The organism is Microbulbifer sp. THAF38, from assembly GCF_009363535.1.
Lineage (GTDB): Bacteria > Pseudomonadota > Gammaproteobacteria > Pseudomonadales > Cellvibrionaceae > Microbulbifer.
The window spans coordinates 2,422,085-2,448,679 of the sequence record NZ_CP045369.1 but is presented as its reverse complement, the minus strand read 5'-3'; the positions used below and the strand labels follow the sequence as shown (position 1 = coordinate 2,448,679).

At 48.5% G+C, this 26,595-nt stretch carries 22 protein-coding genes; 6 read left to right on the top strand and 16 right to left on the bottom strand.

Annotated elements, in window-relative coordinates; all coding sequences use genetic code 11:
- Nucleotides 1-32 precede the first annotated feature (32 nt).
- Nucleotides 33-977 (bottom strand): DMT family transporter, encoded by a 945-nt coding sequence (locus FIU95_RS10375; RefSeq protein WP_152453702.1) that lies wholly within the window; start codon nt 975-977, stop codon nt 33-35.
- A gap of 103 nt (nt 978-1,080) precedes the next feature.
- On the opposite strand from FIU95_RS10375, the gene FIU95_RS10370 reads away from it, so the two are divergent.
- Both FIU95_RS10370 and FIU95_RS10365 read left to right on the top strand, forming a co-directional pair.
- Nucleotides 1,081-1,986, top strand: coding sequence for a LysR family transcriptional regulator (locus tag FIU95_RS10370; RefSeq protein WP_152453701.1), 906 nt, complete (start codon nt 1,081-1,083; stop codon nt 1,984-1,986).
- A 117-nt stretch (nt 1,987-2,103) separates the two neighbouring features.
- On the top strand, nt 2,104-2,706 hold the full coding sequence (locus tag FIU95_RS10365) for a nitroreductase family protein (RefSeq protein WP_152453700.1): 603 nt from the start codon (nt 2,104-2,106) through the stop codon (nt 2,704-2,706).
- 130 nt (nt 2,707-2,836) lie between these two features.
- On the opposite strand, the gene FIU95_RS10360 is transcribed toward FIU95_RS10365, so the two are convergent.
- The 3 genes from FIU95_RS10360 to FIU95_RS10350 all read right to left on the bottom strand — a co-directional run bounded on the left by FIU95_RS10360 (nt 2,837) and on the right by FIU95_RS10350 (nt 4,453).
- Nucleotides 2,837-3,319 carry an AgmX/PglI C-terminal domain-containing protein gene (locus FIU95_RS10360; RefSeq protein WP_152453699.1) on the bottom strand — a complete coding sequence of 161 codons (483 nt, stop codon included), beginning with the start codon at nt 3,317-3,319 and terminating at the stop codon, nt 2,837-2,839.
- Between the two features lie 109 nt (nt 3,320-3,428).
- The gene (locus FIU95_RS10355; RefSeq protein ID WP_152453698.1) at nt 3,429-3,935 is read right to left on the bottom strand and encodes a GNAT family N-acetyltransferase; all 507 of its coding nucleotides are present in this window, start codon (nt 3,933-3,935) and stop codon (nt 3,429-3,431) included.
- Nucleotides 3,936-4,123: 188 nt separating this feature from the next.
- The gene (locus FIU95_RS10350) at nt 4,124-4,453 is read right to left on the bottom strand and encodes a cupin domain-containing protein (protein WP_152453697.1); all 330 of its coding nucleotides are present in this window, start codon (nt 4,451-4,453) and stop codon (nt 4,124-4,126) included.
- Nucleotides 4,454-4,640: 187 nt separating this feature from the next.
- Between FIU95_RS10350 and FIU95_RS10345 the strand changes: the two genes are divergently transcribed.
- Nucleotides 4,641-5,006, top strand: a complete 366-nt coding sequence (locus tag FIU95_RS10345; protein WP_216646232.1) for a MarR family winged helix-turn-helix transcriptional regulator — start codon at nt 4,641-4,643, stop codon at nt 5,004-5,006.
- A 37-nt stretch (nt 5,007-5,043) separates the two neighbouring features.
- Here the strand turns inward: FIU95_RS10345 and FIU95_RS10340 are convergent, their stop codons facing one another.
- From FIU95_RS10340 to FIU95_RS10320, 5 genes are all read right to left on the bottom strand, one after another.
- A complete protein-coding gene (locus FIU95_RS10340; protein WP_152453695.1) occupies nt 5,044-5,415 on the bottom strand; it encodes a tetratricopeptide repeat protein in 372 nt (123 codons plus the stop codon).
- Nucleotides 5,416-5,431: 16 nt separating this feature from the next.
- Nucleotides 5,432-7,798, bottom strand: coding sequence for a penicillin-binding protein 1C (gene pbpC, locus FIU95_RS10335; protein WP_216646231.1), 2,367 nt, complete (start codon nt 7,796-7,798; stop codon nt 5,432-5,434).
- A complete protein-coding gene (locus FIU95_RS10330; protein ID WP_152453694.1) occupies nt 7,795-12,921 on the bottom strand; it encodes an alpha-2-macroglobulin in 5,127 nt (1,708 codons plus the stop codon). Before FIU95_RS10330 ends, pbpC begins: the two co-directional genes overlap by 4 nt.
- A 562-nt stretch (nt 12,922-13,483) precedes the next feature.
- Nucleotides 13,484-13,942, bottom strand: coding sequence for a nuclear transport factor 2 family protein (locus FIU95_RS10325; RefSeq protein WP_152453693.1), 459 nt, complete (start codon nt 13,940-13,942; stop codon nt 13,484-13,486).
- 50 nt (nt 13,943-13,992) lie between these two features.
- On the bottom strand, nt 13,993-14,868 hold the full coding sequence (locus FIU95_RS10320) for a trypsin-like serine protease (protein WP_152453692.1): 876 nt from the start codon (nt 14,866-14,868) through the stop codon (nt 13,993-13,995).
- Between the two features lie 224 nt (nt 14,869-15,092).
- Between FIU95_RS10320 and FIU95_RS10315 the strand changes: the two genes are divergently transcribed.
- Nucleotides 15,093-16,388 carry a S41 family peptidase gene (locus FIU95_RS10315; protein WP_172975375.1) on the top strand — a complete coding sequence of 432 codons (1,296 nt, stop codon included), beginning with the start codon at nt 15,093-15,095 and terminating at the stop codon, nt 16,386-16,388.
- A 205-nt stretch (nt 16,389-16,593) separates the two neighbouring features.
- Here the strand turns inward: FIU95_RS10315 and FIU95_RS10310 are convergent, their stop codons facing one another.
- The 5 genes from FIU95_RS10310 to FIU95_RS10290 form a co-directional block, all read right to left on the bottom strand.
- Nucleotides 16,594-16,911 (bottom strand): heavy metal-binding domain-containing protein, encoded by a 318-nt coding sequence (locus FIU95_RS10310; RefSeq protein WP_152453690.1) that lies wholly within the window; start codon nt 16,909-16,911, stop codon nt 16,594-16,596.
- Nucleotides 16,912-17,102: 191 nt separating this feature from the next.
- Complete coding sequence (locus tag FIU95_RS10305) at nt 17,103-17,999, bottom strand: alpha/beta fold hydrolase (RefSeq protein WP_152453689.1); 897 nt, start codon at nt 17,997-17,999, stop codon at nt 17,103-17,105.
- An 89-nt stretch (nt 18,000-18,088) separates the two neighbouring features.
- Nucleotides 18,089-20,524 (bottom strand): ABC transporter permease, encoded by a 2,436-nt coding sequence (locus FIU95_RS10300; RefSeq protein ID WP_152453688.1) that lies wholly within the window; start codon nt 20,522-20,524, stop codon nt 18,089-18,091.
- Nucleotides 20,521-21,237, bottom strand: coding sequence for an ABC transporter ATP-binding protein (locus FIU95_RS10295; RefSeq protein WP_152453687.1), 717 nt, complete (start codon nt 21,235-21,237; stop codon nt 20,521-20,523). The genes FIU95_RS10300 and FIU95_RS10295 overlap by 4 nt, the downstream gene beginning before the upstream one ends.
- A 35-nt stretch (nt 21,238-21,272) precedes the next feature.
- Nucleotides 21,273-22,523, bottom strand: a complete 1,251-nt coding sequence (locus tag FIU95_RS10290; RefSeq protein WP_152453686.1) for an HlyD family secretion protein — start codon at nt 22,521-22,523, stop codon at nt 21,273-21,275.
- A gap of 114 nt (nt 22,524-22,637) precedes the next feature.
- Here FIU95_RS10290 and FIU95_RS21130 point away from each other — a divergent pair, with 114 nt between their 5' ends.
- Complete coding sequence (locus FIU95_RS21130; protein ID WP_172975374.1) at nt 22,638-22,814, top strand: hypothetical protein; 177 nt, start codon at nt 22,638-22,640, stop codon at nt 22,812-22,814.
- A gap of 208 nt (nt 22,815-23,022) precedes the next feature.
- On the opposite strand, the gene yegQ is transcribed toward FIU95_RS21130, so the two are convergent.
- Both yegQ and FIU95_RS21720 read right to left on the bottom strand, forming a co-directional pair.
- Nucleotides 23,023-24,390 (bottom strand): tRNA 5-hydroxyuridine modification protein YegQ, encoded by a 1,368-nt coding sequence (gene yegQ / locus FIU95_RS10285; RefSeq protein ID WP_152453685.1) that lies wholly within the window; start codon nt 24,388-24,390, stop codon nt 23,023-23,025.
- Nucleotides 24,391-24,509: 119 nt separating this feature from the next.
- Nucleotides 24,510-24,716, bottom strand: coding sequence for a cytochrome P460 family protein (locus tag FIU95_RS21720; protein WP_371416965.1), 207 nt, complete (start codon nt 24,714-24,716; stop codon nt 24,510-24,512).
- Nucleotides 24,717-25,052: 336 nt separating this feature from the next.
- Here FIU95_RS21720 and FIU95_RS10275 point away from each other — a divergent pair, with 336 nt between their 5' ends.
- Nucleotides 25,053-26,537, top strand: a complete 1,485-nt coding sequence (locus FIU95_RS10275; protein ID WP_152453684.1) for a bifunctional 2-methylcitrate dehydratase/aconitate hydratase — start codon at nt 25,053-25,055, stop codon at nt 26,535-26,537.
- Nucleotides 26,538-26,595: the final 58 nt, after the last annotated feature.

The following is a 26,595-nucleotide window of genomic DNA, read 5'->3' as shown; positions in this document are numbered from 1 at the left end:
ATGGCAATTTGATTCTATTGTTCTTGAGTTATTCAGGGGTATTTTTTCTTGGGTTTTTCTGTTTGGATAAATAACATGGCTGCAAATACTAAGATTATTCCAGGTATAAAGTTGATAGTGAATTTCGTCATTTCCAATGCTGTAGCCAATACCAGTACAAATACCGGATTCAAGAAGCTGTATGCTGCAACTTTGGTCGCCCCGATTCTTATTGTGCTAAATTGCAGTAGGAAAAAACTGATTAATGTTGTGAATAAGGCTAAATAGAATAGCCCTCCGTAAGTTTCGACAGGTATATTCCGCCATTCTATTTGGCTTAAACTTGGGAATGAAAGCAGTAGTAACCAGAGGGCGCCAAATAGAATAACCCAGAATGTCATAACCTCTGTAGGCTCCCCTGAGTGGACTCTCTTGATCAGTGGATTATACAAGCTGAGTGATATAGCACCTAAGGTGAATATCCAATCCCCTCTATTTAGATCCAGCGTTATCGCTGTTGTAATACTCCCTTCAAATACAATCCAGGCCGCACCCAATGTTCCAAGAGTAAGACCGATGACTTTGCGGGCGCTGCTACGCTCACCATTGATGATCAAGGTAAAAACGGCAGTCATTGCAGGAACGGTTGTAAAAAGGGCGCCGGTATTTACTGCTGTGGTGTATTTGAGCGCTTCAAACATACACCAGAAAAAGATAACCAATGGGATGCTGAGTAGCGCATAACCCAGTAGCTTTTTGGGGTGTGGAAGCTGAAATCCATGCTTTAAAAATATGAAGGGCGCAAATAGCCCTGTTGCAATTAAGAACCGAATCATCATCAAGCAATCTGCCGGTAACGAATCGGCGATTAACGCACCAACAGGAAATGAGCCAGCGACAAGTAATGTGCAGGCTATCATCAAGCCGTGAACCCACCACAATGATGTGCCGCTGCTTGCCGTTGCTGTAGGGTTGATACCCCTTGAAAGTTCACGCATGACTCTTCCCTCAATAAAAGCGAGATCAGAGTAACTCGTTTCTGATAAACTGATAATCCATCAATTAAGATACATACTGTTGAGAAAAAGGAAACAGTAGTTTATGGAAAGTTTTGCAGCCATACCGGTATTTGTCACAGTGGCCGAAACCGGTGGCTTTTCCCCGGCCGCCAAGTTGCTGAGGATATCCAAGTCTGCAGTTAGTAAACGGGTCAGTCAGCTGGAAGAGCAACTTGGGGTAAAACTATTGCATCGCACCACCCGCAAGCTGAGCTTGACCGAGGCGGGCGAGCATTTTTTTCAGCATGCCCGAATCGCTTACCAGGCCGCACAGGACGCTCAGGATGCAGTGACTCAGCTTCAAGGTGAGCCTCAGGGGCGCTTGCGAATCAATGCCCCAATGTCCTTTGGCAGGTTGCATTTGGCACCGCTTATCCCAGTGTTTCTCAAGCGCTATCCAAAAATCACGATTGATCTGGTGATGGACGATAAGGTGTTAGACCTTATTGGAGAGGGGTTTGATATCGCTATCCGTGGTGGTGACCTGCCTGATACCAGTTTGATTGCCCGCAAGCTGGCGCCTCTGCAAAGCGTGCTCTGTGCCTCTCCCGCGTACTTGGAAGAGTTCGGCAAACCGATCGAGCTTGAACAGCTAACAGAGCACAATTGTTTGATGTTTACTTATTCCAGGGATGTAAAAGAGTGGAATTTTATTCAGGATAACCATCTGCACACCATAGAAGTCAGGGGTAACTACCAGGTCAATAACAGTGAAGCGCTGCGGGAAGCCATTCTCCAGGGGCTTGGCATCGGCCGCCTGCCGACTTTTGTCGCAGGAGCGGATATCAAGAGTGGTCTCTTGGTGCCGTTGTTTGAAGAATATCAAATGCCGGCTAAGTCTATTTATGCCGTCTTTCCTGAGCGGCAGTATATGCCTGCCAAGGTACGGGCCTTTATAGACTTTGCCATTGAGTATTTTGGTGGCGACATTCCCTATTGGGATTGTTAGTTTGTAAACTTTTTCTCAACAATCATTTAACAAAAGAGCCCATTATCAAGCCAGGAGAAACCCAATAAGCTTTCTCTCATCGACATTCACAAGATGATTAATTGTCAGAGGGAAATTATGGACCTGTTCACTGCTGTTGAAACTCGCCGTTCGGTAAAGCATTACGATGTATCTGAAAAGATGACATCAAGTGAGTTTACCCAACTTATCCAAGCTACGATGTTGTCGCCTACCTCATACAATATCCAGCATTGGCGCTTTCTAAGAGTGACTGATTCAGCACTCCGCGCGCAACTGAAGGACGCCGCCTGGGGCCAGCAACAGGTGGAAGATGCCTCTGAGCTGATTGTTCTTTGTGCAGATATCAATGCCTGGAAAGATCGCCCCGAACGCTACTGGGCCGATGCACCCAGAGAGGCAAGGGAACTTTTAGTCCCGATGTTAACCGACTTCTATAGAGATAAACCCCAATTACAACGAGATGAGGCAATAAGGAGCTGTGGCTTAGCGGCGCAAACCATGATGCTTACGGCAAAAGCACTGGGCTATGACACCGGCGCGCTCGTTGGATTTGACTCAGATAAAGTGGCCGAGCTTATAAACCTGCCAGAAGGTTATCTGATCGGAATGATGATAGTCGTGGGTAAGGCTAGCAAAGCAGCGAATGGACGTGGTGGCCAGTTAGCATTGGGTGAAGTGTTATTTGAAAACCAATTTTGAGCATAACTTACATACCGTAGCTTAGTATTTATGCTTGCAATTTGTAGGCTGTTCTTGTGATCAATTATCCATATCTCCGCTAGTGGGATAATTGCTCACAAGTGGATTAGATCACAAAGTCAATTGGCCGTTATTGGGCGGGTAAAAAATGAATTGGGTAGAGAATCGTTGTTCTTTGTGTGTTGCTAGCCCCGAAGTTAAATTGCTGAATTTTGGCCATTAACTGATCGGTAAACGGCTTGGAATCGAGGCTGGAGCTGGCCAGTGCGATATTGGCGACTTCGCCACTAGGCTCAATATCGATAATGAATTCCGCTCCGCCTTCAAGGTCTGGGTCTTGTTTGCGCGCATTTAGGTATAAACGAAAAAGCTGCCCCTTGTGTTTATCAAAAACCTGCTGGATTTCTGCTTTGCTACGCTCTTGCTTTTTCTTTTTCTTAACGGTGCTTTTAAGGGGATTAGCTGATATGGCTGACGGTTTTTTATCCGAGAAGCTAGCATGCCCGTTTTGATTGACCCACTGATAAGTTTCCGCGCTTGCAAGATTGCTGGAGAGTGTGAGACTGATACAGAATAAGCTTCTATAAGTAAATCGATTCATTTTTCCATTCATACTTCGATATTCTTAACCAAGCACCTAATCTACGTTAGGTGCTATCCCTGGGGAGACAGATTAGCGTATTGATTGGTTAAACCTAAGGTTCGTGAATTTCCTGTAGGAATTAATCGCCTGGCTTTACAAGGTATCTTTGTACAATTTTCCCATCTGCTTCGATCTCAGAATCCAATAATCCACCACATGCCTTAATTGTATTGGCAGAAGCTGAGTTTTCTTTGTGGCAGTGTATATGAACTGGCCCTTCACTCATTTCTTGAAGCCGCTGGATCGAGAGTTTCATCAGGAGTTTACCGTATCCTTTGCCTCTATACTTGGGTCTGATCCCCAAACCAATATGCCCACCGCAGTGGGTAATTCTATCGTTCAGATAGTGGCGAATATTGGTGACGCCTACGATTTCAGTTTCATCAACAAGCCATAGTGTAGAACTTGGGACAAAGCCTTCCGGTAGGTTTTTACCCTGTGCAAAGTTACTGAGCTTTTGGATGAGAGCTTCGAAGTCTGCATGATCAAAATCCATAGGAAAGGGATAGCGCTCTTCATTTCCCAGTTCCTCTATATATTGTCGATAACTAGCCTCATAGTTTGCTGAAGGGGATACTAATTTCAAAGTAATACCTGGGAGTTTGAGTAATGAATAGGGTGAAAGTAAAAATTAGCATATAAAAATTAGCTGTGTAAGTTCTAAAGAATTGTTAAAACATTTGAGTTGGCAGAAGGGGATAGAGGGACGGGTGTAAATGACTGCATCTCGGGTGCCCTATGCCAGGAATAGGGCCCCAAGACGGTAGGAAAATTTTAAGCCGCCTGGAATTTCAACAAGATAATACATCCTGCTTCTGACTGGGGAATATGTGCTGAACCAATGGGGTTGTGAATAAATGACCCCTCAGGATGATCGTCTCTACCATCATTAAAGACCCCGGAAATCACAAAAATTTGTTCTGCGCCGTCAATATGTATTTCCACACCTGGGTATCTGGCTCCAGGTAGAAACTCGAAGACAGACACCCAGCTTCCTGCTTCCTCTCTCCATAGACTCCTCTCGAATATGCCGGGAGCAACCTCCCTTGCTTCAATTTTTTTCCAGTTACTAGACCTGACACCAGAAAAATTGACTATATCCATCGTAATACTCCTCCAATTTAAACAACAATACTTTGCGCGCAAAGTATTGTTGTTTAAGATCGGGTTTACCGTCAAGTATTTTGCGCGCATAATATATTGGTATGTTCAGTGAGCAATCAAGATGACCCTAAAAGAGTTCAATCTCCAAGAGTTGGTGTGTTTTGCCTTATATTCAACAGCCAACTCTATGGTGCGTGAATACAGGCCGGAGCTTGATCAGTTTGATCTTACCTACCCGCAGTTTCTGGTGATGATGAGCCTTTGGAATGAGGACTCTGTTTTTATCAAAGAGCTAAGCCACCAGACGTACCTGGATGCAGGCACCTTGACTCAAGTGCTGAAACGGTTAGAGGCAAAAGAGTTTATCGAGAGGCAAAAGTCCAGCGTGGACGAGCGGGCCAAAGTGATTGTCCTCACCCAAAAAGGGCGCAATCTAAAGCAGAAAACCTCTCATATACTTGAAGATATGGCCTGCAAGGTCAGATTAACGGCTGAAGAGCAACAGGACTTGACCTCATTGTGTCATAAAATTTTATCCCGGCTGAAAAAATAGGATTGGACCTTTTTCAATCGTCCATCACTTTGGCTTGTTATTTACATTCCTTAAGCAGCTCCTTGGCTTTATTAGGAATCGTGTCGTAACTTGGGTATTCAGGAGCCCTTGCTGCACAAAGACTCAGTAGCTTTATTGCCTCTTTTTTTCGATTTGTCTTAATGTAAGCTATCGCCAGAGAAAGTTGTGCATCTGGTAGGCAGTAGCTGGGCTTTAGATCAATAGCTCTTTTTAAAACCGCTATGGATTGTTTCCAATGGTTTAAATCTTGAAGGCACATACCATAAGCGATGAAATATCTTGGGTCATTAGACGAGGCCGTTAACTGTGAATACAGCTGAAGAGCTTGAGAAAGCTTCCCAGAAGTTTGGAGTTCATGAGCTCTGCGATAGCTTTTATCTTTGTCCATATCGATAATGTGTCATTTAATCGTTAATCCCTACGTATATTTCAATCCGATCCAGATTTCCACTCTCATCCAGCACGGCAATTTGATGCTGGCCATTCTGCGGTGAGAGTTCAAGATTTTGAGTCCCTAAAGTTTCCCCTTTTGGTTCGCCATTGACGAACCAGTAGCGTTTTCCTTGCCCACCAATCGCACTGAGATTTAATCGTGGTAAAGGAGCATTGTTGCCAGTTGGGCGGTATTGATTGCCATTGCCGGCACCGACAATTTTTAATGGAGTACCTGAAGTTGCGGTTGGGGCGTTACACTCGGGTGCTGTCCGTGGAATTTGTTGGGCCCGAGTCTGGTTAGCAGGCAGCCAGGATTCCAGCTCTTTAGGCCACAGGGCAATGCTTCGCTTTTCAGCCGAGGAGTCCATACAGCTGGGTTTAACACGTAACCCCTGTTGGTTGATAAAGAAGCGGTATGTTTGCGCAGCATGCAAGGGCTCGCTTTTCGGCGGTAGAGTTCTGGGTGCTCGGCCATGAATCAGCCAGGCATGGCGTTCTTGGTGGCAGTGTTCTGCTTGTGTTAACGATTTTTGACCTCCTAGGGGCCAGCAGATTTCGATTTTAGCAATTGATTCTGGTCTTGCCAGGCGCTGCTGTTTGTTGCCTGGCAGTGCTGCAATCACTGCGTTTAATAGCGGTGTAGCACTGATGGAGCCATAGTAGCCGGGTAGAGGGGTGCCATCTGGGCGGCCTATCCAAACACCTACGGTATAACCGGGAGTTACACCAATCGCCCAGGCATCGCGGTAGCCGTAGCTGGTGCCGGTTTTCCAGGCAATATCTGCTTTGGTTTGCCTTACCAGATTGCGCCAGCGGCGCGAGCCACTGCGATTGGAAGCCAGCATTTCGAATGTGATCCAGGCGGCCTCCGGGGACATCAGATGTCTCTCTCTCAGTGGGGTTTCTGGTAAATAGCGGGGTGCTGCAGCGAGTCCACCGCGAGCGAGGGCTGCATAAATTCCGGTGAGTTGGTCCAGACGGGCACCTACGCCACCTAATATCATCGCCAGATTGGGTTTACCGCCGCTGGGGAATTGCAGTGAGAGGCCGGCATTTTCCAATGTTGCTGCGAATCGACCGGGGCCGTAGTGCTCCAGTAATTGTACAGCTGGGACATTGAGAGAGCGTTGCAAAGCGGCAGTAGCACTGACCGGGCCGGAAAAGCCACGGTGGAAATTCTCTGGGCGGTAATCTCCATAAATGCGAGGTGCATCACTGAGTAAGGAGGCGCTGTGGATCAGGTCTCCATCGATTGCCAGCCCATACAGAAATGGTTTGAGAGTGGAACCGGGCGAGCGTATGGCTCTTCCCATATCCACATAGCCATATCGGCGCCCGTCGCCGAAATGGGAGGCACCCAAATAGGCACGTACAGATAAATCGGAGTTCTCCAGCACTACAACAGCGGCAGAAGTTTTATGCGGATAGCTCTCCATATGATCACGTAGATAATCCTCCAGCCCTCTCTGAATATTGCCGTCGATAGTGGTGTGGATCACCTCTTTATCACTGATGGTTTCTACCAGTCTGCGCGATAGATGCGGCGCGTTCTGTGGGAATTCCAGGCGCTCGGCATAGACGTTTTCTAGCTGCGCGCGCTCGATTTCGTCTTTGCTCCAAACGCCGTAGGTCTGCAACCTGGTCAGTACTTTGTCTCTCGCTTTCTGAGCGCGATGTGGGTGTCGATCGGGGCGCAGGCGACTTGGAGCTTGGGGCAATACTGCCAGAAGCGCTGCTTCGGCGTGGGTAAGGTCGGCAGCCGATTTGCGTAGGTATAAACGGCTGGCGGCTTCCACGCCTTCTATGTTACCGCCGTAGGGTGCGAGGTTAAGGTAGAGATCGAGAATTTCCCGCTTGCTGAAATGCCACTCCAGCTGCAGGGCACGCAACATTTGTTTGGTTTTACCGGTTAAAGTTCTGTGATGTGGATCTAGCAGGCGCGCTACCTGCATGGTCAGGGTGGAGCCACCGGAGATCACATGTCCATTGCGAAGGTATTGGCCGGCCGCACGAACGAGAGCAAGGGGATTGATTCCAGGGTGCTGATAGAAATGGCGATCTTCATAGGTGAGCAGTGCCTCGATAAATCGCGGCGATACCTCATCTCGAGTGATGGGGTAACGCCATATTCCGCGATTATCGGCAAAGAAGCGCAACGGCTTGCCATGGCGATCGGCCACTACCCGGGCAAAACCATGCGCTGCAGGTAAAGGCGGAGGAAAAATAGTATCCAGGCCTAAGAGTGAACCCAAAAGAAAGAAAGGGGAGAGCAGCAGCGCGCGAAATACGCGACTGCTGTTTTTCCATCGGGCTGTTGAAGTGACCAACAGTTTCACTGCTTGCCGATTACCTGCACTTGCTCCATTGGGTTCTTGCCAATGGAAAAGCGTTCAGGATTGTACATATCCTCCACAAAAGGAGGAGGTACTTGGTAGCGACCGGGAGTTACTGCTCGGGCAATGTAGAAGAGATTGGTGGTTTTCCATTCCGATTGATCCAGCGCTGCTACAAAGCGGTCATCACGGAATTCCACGTGTTGAACATTGTCCTGTTCGTTCTGCCATTGAGCGATGCTCTTGCCGTCGAACTCAATCTCATCCACTTTGATACTATCGGCTAGGTTCTGGTTTTCCAGTTCGAGCCCTGCGGGCAGCAGGTCCACTGCGAGAAGGTCGGGTAGGCGTCGGTCCGCGTCGATTTGCAGGCGCACCAGATAGAGTTCACCTTCACGTACCTGAGTCGGCACCACACTCGAACCGTCTAGTTTGTGGTAGCTGCGCCTGACCTTAACGCCCTTATCCATCACCTCTGCGGGAGCCTGTTTGCTGTAGCCATTGGTGTTTATAGCAGCGAAAAGTTTCTCTATTTGGCTGGTTACCTCAATAGCTTCAGCAGCCTCACGGCCTCGGAAGAGGGTGTTATATGGGGTGTTGCGATTTAATTCTCGCAAGCCATCATCGGTACTCAGAGAGGCAGACCAGTTCTCACCACTATTCAGCTGCAACTGCGCGCCGGCCATAAACACGCTGTTACGTTCCTGCGTACTTAGGTACGTGCGTTCGCGGAGTAGATTCACCATTTCAAACAGCAATCCTTCGGCTTTGTCGGTAGCTAAATCGTGTTCCAGCAATAGGGAAATCATCAGTGCAGTATCGCGCAGATCGGAACCATAATCGCCGTAGTAATCGCGACGTTTGCGTTCAATGGAGAGGGCTTTTTGTAAGGCTTCCTGAGCTAGAGCGGTATCGCCCATCGCGTGCAATGCAATTGCCATGTGTAAGTGCGGCAGGGGCGACTGGGTCATAGTACTGCCGTTTTCATACAGGCTACGCAATTGGCCGAGCGATATTTTTTGTACACGGGACAACACATAGGCGGCATAGGAGCGGGCAGCATAAGCGTAAAAGTCAGGATCACTACTGTAACGCTGCTGATAGAAGCTACCGCGTTCGCGGGCATATTCTTGCAGGCGCTTTAGGGTGGACTCCAGGCGTGCATTATCGAACACAATACCCTGGTCCCGAGCGCGCAGTAACAAGTCGGCCACATAAGCCGTGAGCCATTGGTTCTCCGGAGATTCCGAGCTCCACAGGCCGAAACCACCGTTGCCTTTTTGCATACTAAAGATGCGCTCGATGCCGGCATCAATACGTTTCGCACGCTCACTCTCGTCCAGAGGTTCGATGCCCAATTTTTCTTGTTGTAGTGGCGTTGCCATTACTAATGGGTAAACGCGGCTGGAAGTTTGCTCCAGGCATCCGTAGGGATAACCCAGCAAGCTTGCCAGATGATCCTGCAGTTGCAATTGCGGGCGGCTATCCAGGGAGACCAGCGCCTGCACTGTATCCGGCATCAGTGAATCGAGGAAAGCCGTATCAATACTGAAGCTTTCGTCTTGGCCCAGCAGGCGGCGCTGGGTGTGCGTGGTGGCGGGCCAGGCTGGGCGAACACCCAGGCTCCACTGGCGTTCAATGGAAATAGCTTGGCCATCTTCATCTAACGCACCACGGATAACCAGCTGGAATTCTGCTTCACCAGTGGCGTCTTTGGCGGTTATGGGGAATCGCAAAGTTTTGCGCTCGCCGGCGGCCAGCTCTAACAAACGCTCTCCCATTTCCATATCCACAGCGCCCACAGAACGCATTTCTACAGTCAGTTTTTGCGTGCGGCCGCTCAGGTTGTTCAGGTCAAGCGCCAGTGTGCTGGTATCTCCGGGAGACATAAAACGGGGTAGGGCAGCTTGGGTCACTAATGGGGAGGCTACAGTCAGTTCTCCTTCAGCACTGCCAAACCCCTCTTTACTGAATGACACCGCCATTAGGCGCAGGCTGCCATTGAATTCCGGCAGCTGAAGGGAAACTTTGGCTTTGCCTTGTTGATCAAATTCCACCGGGCCGGAAAATAGTGAAACTATTTGCACATCGGAATTAGGCTCTTCTCCACCACGCGCCAGTTCAGCATCTCCACCGAAGCGTTGCTCCAACAGCTTGCCATTACCAGACTCAATAATGCGGTGATAGATATCGCGGACATCGACACCATAGCGGCGCTGGCCGAAAAAGGCTTCAAAGGGATCTGGTGTTTCAAAGCGGGTGATATTGAGCACGCCCACATCTACCGCTGCCAAGGTGGTCCAGGCCGTGCCGCCATTTTTGCCGATGGAATCCAGATCCGTGATTACGGTGACCTCTATCTCTGAGCCGGGCAGGGCGCGTGCCGGGGCTTCCAGGCGCACCGGCAAGCGCCGGGCTTCCCGGTCCAGTGGCAAGTGAGCCAGTCCGAAAGCGCGATTAGGGGCGATACGTTCGTTCTTATCCGCCGGACGCAGTGCAGTTACGGAAATATAGGTATCGTGACTGTCCCAGTCTGCTGAAATGGGGATTTCAACCTTGGTGCCCGATTTCTCTACCGATACACGCTCAGACCACAGCAATCGATCGCTCTCTACCAACACCAGCGCTTCTCCGTCTGCCGGTGGCACTATAGTGAGCTGCGCTAAATCTCCAGATGCGTATTTGGGTTTATCTAAAGATAAAGCCACGGTATCCGGGCGGGCCGCCTGGCCTTTCGCTACTTGGTCCTTACGCCACCAGTAATACCAGTCGCGCCCAGCATGGAAGCGCAGGCTGCTGGTGGCTCCGCTATTAGTATCGGTAATTTCCAAACGGTAGTGGCCATAATCCACAGGCACCGTGAGTTTCAGGGGAGTCTCTTCATTAAATTGCAGTTGGCGGCTGAAAGACTCGAACTCGGCAGTGGAGTATTCATAGTGCCAACCCTGGCTAGCGGAGTACTCCCAAAAATATTGGCGATCCTCTGAGATTAATACCGCACTGAGATTGCGGCCTGTGACCGGTTCACCCTGTGCATCGGCTACGACAATATCGAATTCCGGTCGGCTATTGGCCGAGGGATTCTCCTTGCCAAAGTTCGGGCGAATGCCGACTACTGGATGCTCTGGCCAAACCAGAACGGGATGCTGCCGAGTTACCGGGCGACCGCCGGACTCGAACAGGCTGGAAACCAGATTGATTTTTAGCGGGCTATTCGCGCGACTCCAACGGGACCGCAATGGCAACTTGCCAAGCCCTTTGTCATCCAACTCAATAGTGGGGGCATTAAATTGACGTGCGGGCAATCGCTCAGTGGCGTCACCAAACAAAAACCCTTTCCATTGAGGGAAGGGTTCCCGGTAGTGGCCGACTTGCACCAAAGTTTCCAAGCGGTTATTCGCTGCCGGAGCGCCGTACAGATAACTACCCTCAACTTCCAGTTCCAAAGATTTAGCGTGCCCCTGGACCAGGCTGCGCTCTTCACCGTCTTGTAATACCAACTTCATACGCTCAGGCAGGAACTCCTCTACCTTGAACGGGTAATTCACTTTGCGTCCATCGGCCAACTCAACTTCCAGGCGCCAGTCACCCGTCGGAGCATTTTGAGGTAGGGGAAGGAGCTTCTCGTAGTATCCAGGCGCGCTGGCGTGCCAGGTGAATGTACGGGCACTGGTGTTATCTGGCTTGATCAAGTCCGCCTTGATCGGTAGGTCTTTTAAATAGCGCCCGTCGTAATTGCGTAGCAGGCCGCTAACCTGTATGGATTCTGTGGGACGGTACAAGTCCCGGGGACCGTACATAAAGAACTCCATCGGCCTGGAAGGGCGTTGGCCCAGCTTAAAGTCCGACAGGTCCAGCGCCGGTTCGCGCAAATCTAACAGAGAGAAATAGCCTGTATCTGGGTCTCGCGCAACAAAGAAGCGCTGGGAGTTCTCCTGCTCCTGGCTGAGCAGAAAACGAACATGCCCTTCTTTAGAGGTCGTCTGCTGCTTGATCAGTCTTCCTTTGTTGTCCAGTAACTCCACCTGGATGCCTTTCAATGCTTCCCCTTCGTCCAGAGAAGAAACATAGAGGTCAACGCTTTCCGGGTAGTAACGGGCATGGAGGCCTAAGTTGGAAATAGAGAAGTGGGTGACATCGAAAAGGTTGGTGTTGTACACACCGGCCGGTTGCATGACTGCAACATAAATGCCTGGCTGCTTTAGAGGCTCAATATGGCCGATGGAGAGATCGAAATCCCGTTGAACATATTTTTCCTGAGTAAGGTCAAAATGTGCACTGTAGACTAACTCGGCAACATTGTTCAGTGTTCTTAGCTGGTAGTAATACTTCAGGGACTGATTGTTGACCAGGCTAAAGAAGTCGGAATAGTGTTCAGGCTTTACCCTGTGAAAATGGATTTGCACTGCTTCGATACTGACGGCAGTCACCGGCAAGCCAGGTGTTACCGTAGACGGAAATATACTGCCGTTACTTGTGAAACTGATACTGGGTTCGATACGCCGCGTGTGAACTGTTTCCTTCTTCAACTTCTGTAGTTGGAATCCATCCTCACTGGGTAGGCCGGGGTTTATCGCTACTCGGTAGCGGGTATTCGGCTCGATGTTAGTGAAGTAAAGAGTCTTCTGGTTGTCAGATAAAACCCAGCCCCCATCGACATTTTCACCATCTTCGCGGGAGAGGGTCATGTAGGAACCAAAATGGGTATTCCCCAGCAGGGGTTCGGAGAAGATCACCGCAATAGCTCGTGCATCCATATAGACCCGCTCTCCTATATGAAGCACCGTAAGAGCACGCTCCGTTGAACCCGCAACCACCGGCATCGTGTCTTTGTTGGAAGTCGCAGCCTGGGAAGGAGCTTCTTCACTGGACCTGCTTATGGATTTGGTATTGGAAGTTGTCGATCCAGTCTCACTGCTAGCCTCTTTACCACCATTCTTGGTGGCAGAGACCAATAGGGGTATTTCCTCCGTTGATTTTTCATCACCGCTTTTGAGTGGGCCATGCGTAGATGCCACAACTGCAGAGGTCTCGCCCGGCTTTTCCGGATTCTCTGGCGTGCAGGCTACAGCAACAAGGCAGAGAAGAGTGACCGCAATCCAACGCGGTAAGCGGTGAGGGAGCATGGCTATTTCCTAATTGGTGGAATGAAGTGGCGGACAATTTAGTTGGTCTTGAAAGTTGTCTCAAGCTTTCGTATTGCTCAATGTGAGTTAGTAAGGGTATTGAGCTTTGGTAATGAGGATCAGCAGAGCTGGGATTTGTAGCCAAGGAGGTATCGGTGAGAGGAGAATGTGGTTCGATAGTGCTAGTAGGGGGGGCGCAAGTGGGATTGTTGAGGATTGATTAAGCTGTCAACGCCTATATTCCTAGGTGGAAATTCCTAGATACTAGCTATTAGGCTGACATTCTTTTGCATTTGAACAGATTTATCCAGTAGATCCTCTCAAAAAAACAATACCAAAAGCGAGAAAAAAGGCCCCGCCAACAGGTACATCAAATTTATAACAGGCAATGGCTGCTAGTAAGAATAGTAGGGCGAGGGTGATCCTCTTCAATTTGGTGCTCCTTTTATGTTGTGAGTGGGCACAGGCTCGAGCTTGGCACACTTCAAAGGCTATACTGAATGCCAGACCGAAACCCACATAAACAATGCTTACGCATAGAACTGCAGAGCAGAATGCTAAATCATTTTTTGCTAACGTGCCGTTTTGTATCGTGATACTGCCAAAGAACGTTGATGATCTTCCAGTCATTTTTTTCATTCTTATATAAATGCATATAATCAATCCAATCATCGACAGTAAGCTTTACCGAGGCTACCCGGTTGTCAATATCAAGTATGTTGATATCAATTTTGGAGGACTCTGTAAATTTATCGCCTTCCTTATTGTAGTTTTCGGCTAACCAAACCATAGTTTCATAGTCTGTCTCCATGATGAATTCTGAGCCGTCTTTGGATTTCCAGTAGGTTCTCTTGGCTAGTTTCGTATCTAAACCTCTTTCCATTAGGTCTGGTTCAACTTTTTGTTGTGACTCAATGTAGTCGAGTACGGCTCTGCGTATTTTGGTGTTGTCCTCAGCGGAACTGGCATATACATAGGAAGTTAAAAAAGTTAACAGGATGAAAGGTATTAATTTGTACATTATATTTTCTCGGGTAACTCATGCGGTTGGATTTGGAGAAAAAGGGATTGTTACTTAGTTGATGAACCGTCAGATTCTGCTTTGACAGATTGCTGAATAGATGAGTGATTAGAAATCATTGTGTCAATCCAGCTTACATAATGACTTAAGCGAATGGAATAGGAAGTCTGTCCATAGGTGCCGGGGCGGAAGGTTCGTATATCGACGTCTTCAGCATGCTTCCAGGACGTTAGACCTGCGAGTAACCACTGGCCGTCAACTTCAATTAATACCGGACAGCCACTGTCACCATTCGTCGTCATGCCTTCAAGTGGTAATGCATCCGGGGCCTGATCAAATTCATAGCCAAGCCAACGACTTTGAGTTGATGAGATTATGTTAAATGCTCTGCGGAGTTCTGTTCGATTTGGGCCTTTGGGGTCATGACCGAGATCAGCTGTACCCGTTGCTCCTTTTCCGATCAGCTTTACTATTTGTCCTTGCTCATCATTCTCACGGTAAATTCCCACCGGATTAGCATCAGCGACAGGCTGAGAAAGCTTGATTAAGGCGATATCATCTGATGTGGCCAATAATGCTTCAATTTCACTGGCATCTCCCGTTTCTAGTGCCTCATCAATCATCCTTTGAGGTGTCTTCTTGTAGCCAGGGTGTATCACTAATTTGTCGATCTCTCTGGGAGTGCCATTAATGACGACTTCCTCAATGCAATGTTGCCAAGTAATGGCATGCGCAGCTGTAATAATCCATTTTGGGGTGATAAGTACTCCATGTCCCTCTCCCGGTAAATCTACAAGCGCTGGGAATTCAGAAGCATCTATACGGTATTCTGAGTCACTTACATCATCACGAATGGTTATTGCTGTTACTGCAGGTGCTAATGTTAACTGGAAAGAAAGGAAAAAATATTTAATTAGGCTTGTCATGAGGGATCTTTCAGTAAGTGGAAAGCTGCATCGATCTTTAGTAGCTTTAAAACTATCTTGAGAGTAAAACTGCATTAGTTGGTAATAGCGTATAGGCTATCCTGCGGCACCCTTGTACCACTCGGGGAAGGGGTACTTATATGTTATATCAACCCACTTTTCTGCTCTCTAGGGGAGTATACTGCATTTCCTTTGCAAAATAATAAAGTGAAATGGAGTGGATCATGACTATTTCTCATTTGGTTAAAAGATATCAGGGAGGAGAGGGAGTGTTAGTCAAGTTCTTGAGATGGATAAACCTTGGATTGTGCCTAATACTGTCTGCCGAGGCATCAGCAATCTCAAATACAGGTGACTGGGTTGAAGATATTGATTACTTCCATCAAGAGTTAGAGAGGAATCATATAAATCTTTACCATAACGTTTCTAAGGAAGAACTCACTGATAAACTATTGCTACTAAAATCCGACTTGCCAAATCTTTCTGAAAATCAAGTGATGGTTGAATTGATGAAAATCAGCCGGATGATCGGGGATGGCCATACTCAGCTTGCTTTTTGGAGTCAGGATATAGAGCTTTACCCTTTTCAATTCTTAGAGTTTGATGGGGATCTTCGCCTGATCGCTACCGATGAATCCTACCGGCAGTTACTGGGTCATAAATTAATCGCTATTAACGGTACACCCATAGATGCCATTATTGATCGACTATCACCTATTGTGCAGGGGGTTGAGAATGGGCATTCATTAAAAATAAGGAGAGCTTTTCAAATAAATGTTGCACAAGTTCTCGAGGGAGCAGGTATTTCAGCTAGTACTAAGAAAGCGGTCTATACATTTACAGACGACTCTGGTCGGGAGAAAACTGTATCGGTGTCTTCTTTGTCTATGGGAAATTACCACTCTAAAATTACTCACCATCTTTTTCCAAAGACCACTCCCTTCAAGTCAAAGAGGGTCGAAGAATCATCTAACCTCTGGATGTCCGCTGATATAGATACGCAAACCGCTTATATATACTTCAAAAGCTATCCAAGTTTTTCAGATATGGAGGACTTTGCAGTTGATGCTGAAAAGTTCTTAAAGAAAAATAATGTGAAAAATCTGATTATTGATTTCAGGGAGAATGGCGGGGGTGATTTCTTTGTCGGTCTGACTTTAGCCTGGAGGCTGGTCCTTGTTGATAGTATTGATTGGGATCACGGTGTTTATACACTGATAGGCGGTAAGACCTATTCAGCAGCGATGAGTAATGCGGCTCAATATCGTCAAATTCTGAATGCCAAGTTAGTGGGAGAGCCTTCCGGTGGGAACCCTGTTGGTTATCAGGATATGGACCAGTTCTCTTTGCCTAACTCCGACTGGGTTATAACCTATTCGAAGCGTAATTATAGGTTCCAGGATGTTTATACAGAGGGTGTACAACCGGATGTAATGATCAAGCAGGACTGGCAAAGTTATAATAAGGGGATAGATAAACCGCTGGAGTGGGTTTTGGATGATATAAGAAAGCGCCTGTAATTACTTCAATATCAGTTAACGCTTAATTTGCCCATAGTTGCAATTTGACTATTTAGATTCTTCAAAGTGGTTATAAATTAGAGGCTCCATTGAATTTAATTTCGGAGCCTCGTACCCCTGAATTGAAGCTAATTAACAGTTAGAGCTATATTTCATCAAGTCTGTCACAAAAGCTTAAAAAGTAGAGGATGTGGTTTGGGGCTAATCACTTCCTTAGTTTGACAGCAGTCCCAAAGACCATCATTTCACAAGACCCTTCCATAATGGCACTTGTAGAAAATCGGATGCCTACTACAGCATCGGCTCCTTTCTGCTGGGCACTATCAATCAACCGCTGAAGGGCCTTATTTCTGGCTTCGGATAACATTTCTGTATAGCCTCTTATCTCGCCGCCAACGATACTCTTTAAGCCAGCCATAACATCACGACCAATATGCTTGGATTGGACAACGTTGCCGGTAACCACTCCGAGTATCTCTTTAATTTCATGTCCGGGTAGGGTTTCAGTGGTTGAGTAGATCATAATACTTTCTTAATGTTGCTTGGTATGGTTCTTACTATGATTGCATAGGACATGCTTAGGAATGAAGAAAATAATACTTTTAAATGAAGCTTAAAATACATCTTATCAATGGGGTGTGCTTGGTATTAGGCTGGAATTTTGGCAGCCAGCTCCTTGTCATCATGTTAGTACTTGAGAGTTATCCAGGACATTCAAGAAGGAATTAATTGTTCATCCTTTTCAGTCTCTACGAAACTTAAATACGAATTTACCACACTATCTGGCGCCTCCCATTGCGGATAATGCCCAACCTTTCCCAGCTCAACAATATCTGCTGGCCGATCTATCAATTGACGAAATCGATCCACCATATGCTTCCCCGAAACTGGGTCCAATGAGCCATTGATTAGCAGTAGGGGGCCAGGGTATTTGTTTAGGGCGTCGATCCAGCGCTGACGATACTGGCGCCTGTCGTGCATATAGGTGATCAGTTTATAGAGGAGCCGGTTGCCATTCTTATATTGGAGAATTTGCCACAGGTCTCGCAATTCTCTGTCGGAGGGTTGTGTTTCTGGTCCGAAAATGGCACTGAAGCTGCGGCAAAACTGTCGATAATTCATTAGTTTATTGATCAGAAAACCTGCGGGAGAGAGCAGGAGTTTCTGCACGAGACGAGCTTGATGAGCTTCTGGGAAAAGGCCGCCGTTCAGCAGGCATGCTGAGATATACCCCGTGATACCACCGCTATTGGCTCTGGCGAGTAACTCCTGGGCAACAGTATCCCCATAGTCATGGGCCAACAGGTGGACCTTGTTGATGTTTAAATGTTGCAGAAGAGCTTCATGTAAATCAGCTTGCCCGTGGATACTGTAGCTATGCCGCTTGGGTTTATCTGAATAGCCAAAGCCCAGCATATCCATAGCAATACAGCGATAGTGCTCTGACAGTTGGGCCCATATCTTTTGCCAGTCATAACTACTAGTGGGGAAGCCGTGAATCAAAAGCAGTACTGGTTTATGTCGACAGCCTGGGTTGCTATCGACATAGAAAAGTTGGTGGCCTTGATGCTCAAAAATCTTTCCGTTTGATAACCACTGCTGAGGTTGCATTGGCTGTTCCATTTCTTATCGTTGTATTTGTGGTAAAGATTGCACGATAAGCGAGCAACCTCAAGCAGCGGCTATCAGGTGGAAAGTAATCATCCTGTTCCTTGCAATGCGTAAACCGTGGGTTTGTTGATTATCTTCCATACAGAAAGCAGGGTAACTGAGGCGGTTAGGCCGATAATCAGTAGTGGTGGTAGCAGCCAGCCCCAGAGGCTGGTTTCAATACTGAACTCGCTTTGCTCAAGCCAAAGTGCCAGTGGGACTATTACCAAAGTCGCTACAGCGATACCGATAATTACGGGAATCAAGCTATCGATTAGGGTGTGATAGAAAATTGTCGCTGGGCGGGCGCCGATTGCCATGCGCACGCCAAGCTCAGTACGCTGCAGTTGCACGCTGTAACTGAGCACACCAAAGATACCGATGGCAGCGAGGCTGAGTGCCAATAATGTTAGGGCGGTGGTTACCCAAACTGAGACCCGGTCATTGCTTAGGAGAAGGTCTCGCGCCTGCTCCAGGGAGAATAGCTCGGAAACTTTGTACTGCCTGTTTACTTTGGCAAATTCCCGATTTATCTCTGTGGTGCTGAGTGGTTGGTGAGGCTTATGCCTGAGTACCAGTAGGGGATAGCTCACATTGATACCGCGCACAAATAAGCGGGCGGGTTCCTTTTTGCCGGGCAGGCTTGCGTTGCGTACTACACCGACCACTTGGTAGGGCAAGTCACCTCGCCAGTAGTAGCGATTGCCTAATACTTCTCCATCCGGTTCCAGTTGCTGGGCCAGGGTTTCGTTGACGAGCATCATGCGATTGTTATCGGAAAATTCAGCCGCATTGATATGGCGGCCAGCTATCAAAGGCATACGCAAAATGGAAAGGTAGTTTTCGTCGACCACTGTGGTCTTGGCCATCAACGGGTTTTGTCGGCTGGCATCATGACTCAGGGATGTGGTCCAGAGTGGCCGGCTGATGGAGATAGGAGTGTTTAGGCTCAGGCTGGCATTTTGTACTTTAGGGTGCTCCAGCAATCTTTGCCTGATGGCCTTCAGGTAACTCTCCCGTTCGGCAGTGGGGGCACTCCTAAGATTGCCGATATTCAGAGTCATCACTTGAACGTTGTCCAAGGGGAAGCCAAAGGGCTGGTTAATCAGGCGATTGGCTTGCAGGAAAATCTGCAAGCTGGCGACGATAAGCAAACTGGTCATCGCCACTTGGCTGCTGATGAGGACTTTGCGGATTAGAGGCGAGATCTGTACGCCGGAACCTTTGCCGCTGCTCTGCAGCATTTGATTCAGTGCGCGGTAATTAACCTGGCGACTGACTATGGTTGAGAAGAACAGGGCGAGCAGTAAGGCACACAACAGTGCAAAAACCAGTGTCTGCCAGTTTAAGGTGAGCTCTTGAATGCGAGGAATTTGTTCCGTAGCCATCACCTTTAATACTTCCGTCGATCCCAGGGCTAAAAGTAGAGAAAGTAATGCAGCCCCTAACATTAGTAGGCCGATTTCACATAGCAGGGCCAAAAAGATATGTTTTTTGTGTGCGCCCAACGCGACCTGTATCGCCATATTGCGTTGTTGTTTGGCAGCGCGAGAAAGAATCAGGTTGGTAACATTGGCACAGGCAATTAACAGAAGCACCAGTGTACCGCCCATAACCATTAGGGTTCGTGTGGCGCTGTCGCCAAGTATTTTATTGGCGAAGGGGGTGAGTCGGTATTCAACGGACCTCTCTACCGAAGAGGATCTTCCCGCTAGGGCGGCTTGATACTGGGCATCCATTAATGTGCTCAATTCATGCCCTGCGCTGGTGGGGTCAATGCCCGGCTTCAACTTCCCTGTGAGCATGCGAAAAGGCAGGAAGCCTCTCCAATTATTTCTGCGCTCTACTTGTGTATCGTTAAAGTCCCAGGGCAGCCAGACTGCCGTTTGCCGGCCCTGCTTATAGATCTGGGGTTCAATGAAGTCTTTGGCAGTGACGCCGACAATACGAAAGTCCACCTCCCCAAATTGCAGGCTTTGCTCCAAGACACTTGGGTTTCGCCGGAACATCTGCTCCCAGGTTTGATAGCTGATAACCGCCACGGGGACTCGGCTGTCGAGCCCTTCATCGGCATTGAATTGTCTGCCCAGGGCCAGGGGTGCTCCAGCCAGCTGGAGATATTCTGGAGAGACATAGGAAACATTAACCCGTGGTGATTCGGATAAATTGCGAACCACATCTTCCCAGAAGTACACCAGGGCGCTGGACTCGAAGAAACTGTCGTTCTTATAGATTTCAACCAGGGCGGGGTATTGGCTGTTATTTTCCAGTCGCAACTGCTTGTTCTGGTAGAGATTACCATTCACGACATACAGCCGGTCTTCGTCTGGGTAGGGAAGGGGGGCGGCAAGCAGTTGGTAGTTGAGATTAAATAGCGTTACCAGGGCGCCGAGGGTGATACCCAGGGTCAGAATAATAGTGGTGGTGTAGCTCCGCGCCCGGTTGAGGGACTGGAGGGCAATGGATAGGTCCTTTGTGGTGATCATAGGGCCATCTCATGGGGCTCTAGTATGGGCTGCGGCGTTGGGATTTTTCCATCCAGCAGATGCAATTGGCGGCTGGCCATGTCTGCATAACGAGAGTCATGGGTCACCATGCACAGGGTGGTCCCTTCATTATTGAGCTGCCGCAGCATTTCCATTACTGCATCGCCATTGTGGGAATCCAGGTTGCCGGTGGGCTCGTCCACCAGTAGCAGGGACGGATTGCCAACTAGCGCCCGGGCTATGGCGATTCGCTGCTGTTGGCCACCGGATAACTGGTTAGGTTTGTGAAAGGCCCGGTGACTCATTCCCACCTTCTCCAGGCAATGTTTCACTTTTTTGTCGGCTTCAGACTTGGGAATGGGATTGCGGCGGTATCGCAGGGGCAGGGCGATATTGTCGTAGACAGAGAGTTCATCAATCAGGTTAAAGGACTGGAAGATAAAGCCTACTTTCTCGTTACGAATTGTCGCCGCCTCACTTAGCGACAATTGAGCGACTTCAAACCCTTCAATCTGATAGCTGCCGCTGGTGGGGAGATCCAGCAGGCCGAGAATCGAGAGAAGTGTGGATTTACCGCAACCCGAGGGGCCGCAGATAGATACAAATTCCTCCTGGTAAATACTCAGGTCAACGCCTCGCAGGGCGTGAGTTTCCATTTCTTCGGTGCGGAACACCTTGGTGATCCCGGCCATATGGAGGATTGGCTTGGGCATAGCGAACTCCCTGTTCTCACTTTGGGTTTCAGGCTTTAGTCAACAATCAGGATATGCTCAGCTTCATTAAAATGGGTCATATCCGAGAGGATGATACGGTCCGCTTCATTGAGGCCCTGGGTGATCTGGATATATCGACCCGACTCCTCGCCGAAGCTGATGGGCTGGAGTGACGCTTCCTCCTCGTTTTCGTTCATCAGGAAGAGATTGGCCTCACTGTGCCTCTGCACATTGATAGGCCTCTCGACGAACAGCGTATCTTCCATAGTGGCAGTGAAGATCCGGGCATCGACGTTGAGCTGTGGCCTGGCAGACTCTGGGGCGCCTGCGCTAAAAGCAATTTCCACTTCAATATTGCCGTCCCGAACCTCAGGAGTAATACGGGTTACCACACCTTCGACTTTTTCCCTGCGGGTATCAATTTCAGCGGGCTGGCCAACCTCCAGTTGTTCTGCTTTGGATTGTGGGACTTGAACCAAAGCGAGAAGATCAGTCTCGCTGCCGATCAGCGCCAGCTCCTGGCCGGGGTTGACACCTTGCCCCAGCTCTACTGGCAGCCGTTGTAGTATGCCGTCCAGGCCGGCGCGCACTGTGAGGCGATCTGTCCGCTGTTGGATGCTCTGCAGTTGGGTCTGGGCTTGGTTGATTTGCTCGCGCTGGATTAACTCTGATTCGACGGCGACTTTGCGCAGGTGGTTGATACGCTGTTTTTGCAGGTCCACACGTTTTTTCATCTGTTCCTGGCGTAAGACGGTGGTTTGGTAGGTGAGCTGGGAAACCACTCCACTTTTTACCAGCTCGTCCTCAGCTTCGCGACGCAACTTGATCACTTGGTAATTGGAGTTCAGTTCCGCGAGTATGGCTTCCTCCGCGAGAACATCTCGCTGGTTGTTCAGAACAAGCCGGCGCAGATTAGCTTCCTCTTGCTCCAGGGAGGTTTCGGCTGCATCCAGGTCGCGCATTAACTCTGGATTACTCAGCTGCATAATGATGCTATCACTTTGTACTTCTGCACCGGGACGCAACATGATTTTTTCAACATTCGCTGCGGTTAGGGCGGTAATTAAAGTCTGCTTGTCTGAACGCAGCCTACCGTAGCCATCTACCACAACCTGCAGGTCTCCCCGTTGGACGGTACCTAGCATTAGCCGTTCCCGCTCTACCTTATAGGCGCTGTCAGGAAGTAACAGGAGGGTGCTGGTAAATGCCACAAAAGCAAGAGCAGCACCACCTAGCATTAAAGGGTGCTTAATCAGGGGGCGTTTCTTAGGTTTAATAATATCCATATTGCGGCATTTCCTTGGTTAAGCAATCGTTGCACGCTTTTCTACTGTGAAACCTTGATGCGGGGGCGAGTTAGAGGTGGAAAATCATAACTATTTAAAACGGGTGTATTCCTGTTGGAACTCCGAGGTAGGGCGGATTTTTATCTTGTAATTAGTACTGTCGAGCATATTTTTGTGATCAAAACTCAGGGCTTTAAAAGGGTTTTAGGTGAGGCTGAAAATGCAGGAAAATTGGTACAAGAACCAGTTGCTTGCGATGAATGGTGGGGAAATACAGGGCGGTTTGAATAATATGAGGCGGGCAGTCACTTGAGAAGTTTAACGATGACCCAATGCATTTTGAGGATCGATTCACAAGTAAAATTGTGGAGATGTAGTGGGAATAAAGGTGTCGTGGCTTAGTGAATCCGGTAGATTGTCTAAACCACTACACCTTTAACAAAATATGTTTGCAAAACGAGAGGCTTGATAAGCCTTAGTGCAAATTACAAACCCAGGGTTATCCCAGAGCTTTGACCAATAGCGCCTGTTGAAGTTGATCGTCATCAACCCCCTCTGGTCGGGGTATCTGCACGATATGCCCGGATCCCGGAGCTACATCGATCGCTTTGCCCTCCGTATTCTCCATTTGCTCCAAGGGGAAGAACAAGCTACCGCTGGGAGTCATTAACTCCAATTGATCACCACGTTCAAAGCGATTTTTAACATCAATCGTCAAATGCTCAGGACTTCCGTCAATAAGCTCGCCTACGAACTGTTGGCCCGGAGTTGATATCAATCCCTTTTCATATTGCTGGTATTCTGCTGGTGGATGGCGACGGTAGAAACCTTCTGTGTAGCCCCTGTTCGAGAGGGTTTCTAATTCGTCCATCATCTTCATGTCAAAGTCTTTTCCTGCTGCAGCATCGTCTATAGCGCGACGATAGATCTGAGCAGTACGAGCCACATAGTAGTGGGATTTAGTGCGACCTTCGATTTTTAAAGAGTGAACTCCCATTTCTGTGAGGCGCTTGACGTGCTGTACGGCCCGCAAATCTTTGGAGTTCATGATGTAGGTGCCGTGCTCATCTTCGTAGGCCGGCATATATTCGCCAGGGCGACCTTCTTCCTGCAGTAAAAAGGCCTGGGAAGTACTGCCACTGGCGGAGGTGGGTTGCTGGATGGGTTTCTGGATAGATTCCTGAATAGTTTCCTGGGTTTGCACATGAATCAACTCGCCAACTTCATTCTCTTTGGCTTCATGAGCTTGGTATTGCCAGCGGCAGGAGTTGGTGCAGGCGCCCTGGTTGGCATCTCTATGGGTCATATAACCGGATAGCAAGCAGCGCCCGGAATAGGCGATACAGAGTGCTCCGTGGACAAAGACTTCCAACTCCATCTCAGGCACTTTCTGGCGAATTTCTTCAATCTCATCCAGGGACAGCTCCCGGGAAAGTATCACCCGAGATAACCCCTGGCGATGCCAGAACTTTACGGTCGCGTAGTTTACCGCATTGGCCTGTACGGATAGGTGGACTGGCAGTTCAGGCCAGCGCTCCCTTACCATCATTATCAGGCCTGGGTCGGACATAATCAGGGCGTCAGGCCCCATTTCGACAATTTCTTCCAGGTCCCGCAGGTAACTGCGAACTTTGTCGTTGTGAGCGGCGATATTAGAGGCGATATAGAACTGTTTTCCCTGCTGGTGTGCTTCTTCTATGCCTAGGCGCAGGGTTTCAATATTTTTAAATTCATTATTGCGCACACGCAAGCTGTAGCGGGGCTGGCCGGCATAAACGGCATCGGCACCATAGGCAAACGCATAGCGCATATTTTTTAAAGTCCCTGCGGGGGACAGTAACTCAGGTTTGAACACAGAAAAACTCATAGTGGAATAGTCGGACGCGGCCGCATGATAACGGTGATCAAGGTTGCACTAATTGATATAAATCAATTAGTGCTGGGGTGGAAGTGATAAGCTGATTTGAAGGAGGCTATGCTTGCTTGTTAATTCTGTAGGACTTGTTGATAGCCTTGTGTATAGACCCAGTCATTATTTTTGGCTGGTAAGTGGCATCCAAAACAGTTGTTAAGCCCGCTGCCCTTCCAGGTTTTGGTTTCACTTTTTGCTACCCCTGGCTTGAATAAAGCCCATCCCCAACCTTCTGCCCAGGCCTCATTCTTAGGGAATCTTCCACTTTTGCTAAAGGTTATAACCGCTTCAGGTTGAGTGTAAACAATGTGTGTATCCCAGTTCTTGCCACTGAATGACTTAACATGATAAGAGCTTAGAAATGTCCATTCTTGACGATACTCCTTGGGTGACGTGATGTTTCCCTATGTGTCGATGAAATGACTGAAAGTGGACTTTGGATTCTTCTGTGCTACTGCCTGTAGGCAAAACAGTATCCCAGTGTTACTAAACGGATTGTGCACACAATACCTCTTTCAATGTTGATTCCATGGAGTTGGGGAATAGCTCTAGCTCTCAATTATAAAAAAATTACTAGGCTTATTTAATTTCTCCTCTATTCCACCAGGCCTTCTGCTATGCGTACCGACTCAGACCAAGCTGGCCACCTAATTTATGATCAGGTCATCCAGGATATCGCCGATTACGTTCTCAATTTTGAGGTTGATTCTAATGAGGCCTGGCAAACAGCGCACTACTGCCTAATGGATTCTCTCGGCTGTGCCTTTTTGGCATTGCGCTTTCCTGAATGCACAAAACTGCTTGGCCCTTTGGCTGAGGGAACCTGGGTGCCCAATGGGGCTCGTGTGCCGGGTACTCAATTTCGTATGGACCCGGTTAAAGCTGCCTGGGATATAGGCTGCACCATCCGCTGGCTGGATTTCAATGATACCTGGCTGGCCGCTGAGTGGGGGCATCCATCTGACAATCTGGGTGCCATCTTGGCGGTGTGCGATTTTCTTTCTCAGAAGCGGCTGAGTGCAGGTGAAGAGCCCATGACAATGGGAAAGGTGTTGGAGGCGATGATCAAGGCCTATGAAATCCAGGGGATACTGGCATTACAGAACAGCTTTAATCGTGTCGGATTGGACCATGTATTGTTGGTTCGTGTGGCTTCAACAGCGGTAGCTGCCTGGTTGATGGGGGGAAACCGGCAAGAATTATTGGCGGCGATTTCCCAGGCCTGGGTAGATGGTAGTGCCCTGCGTACCTACAGGCACTTCCCCAATACGGGTTCGCGTAAATCTTGGGCGGCAGGAGATGCCACGGCAAGGGGAGTTCGCTTGGCGGATATGGCCATGCGTGGTGAGATGGGTATACCAACCGTACTTACGGCGAAGCAGTGGGGCTTTTATGACGTGGCTTTCAGTAAAACCAATGCTGATCAGGCAATAAAACCGTTGGAGGAGCAGCAATTCAAGTTTCCGCGCAGATACGGATCTTATGTAATGGAAAATATCCTCTTCAAAATCTCCTTCCCGGCGGAATTTCATGGCCAGACGGCCTGTGAGGCTGCGATTTTTTTACATCCGCAGGTGAAAGACAGAGTGGGGGATATTGATAGGATTGTCGTGACCACCCATCAATCTGCAATACGAATTATTAGTAAAAGCGGCCCTCTCGCCAATCCGGCGGATCGCGACCACTGTCTGCAATATATCGTGGCTGCAGCGCTTTTGTTTGGGGATTTGCAGGCTGGCTATTACGAGGATGAATTCCATCAGTCCCATCCGGAAATTGATATGCTGCGCGGGAAAATTACGGTTGTTGAAGATGGCTGCTATTCCAAGGATTACCTTGATCCGGATAAGCGTTCAATTGCGAATGGTGTGCAGGTATTTTTTAAGGGGGGCAAGGCAACAGAGAATGTAGTGGTGGAATACCCCCTTGGTCATCGTCGACGCCGTAAAGAGGGGATACCGCTTTTGTTGAAGAAATTCCACTCCAATCTGGCTGCACGCTTCCCTTCAGGCCAAGCAGATAAAATATTAGCTTTATTTGCTGATCAACAACAGTTACAGGCAATGCCAGTGCATCTTTTCATGGAGAAGTTGGTTATTTGATGGGCTGCCGCAATATGGCTTTAGAGCTTCCAATAAAAAAGGCGGCCATAGGCCGCCT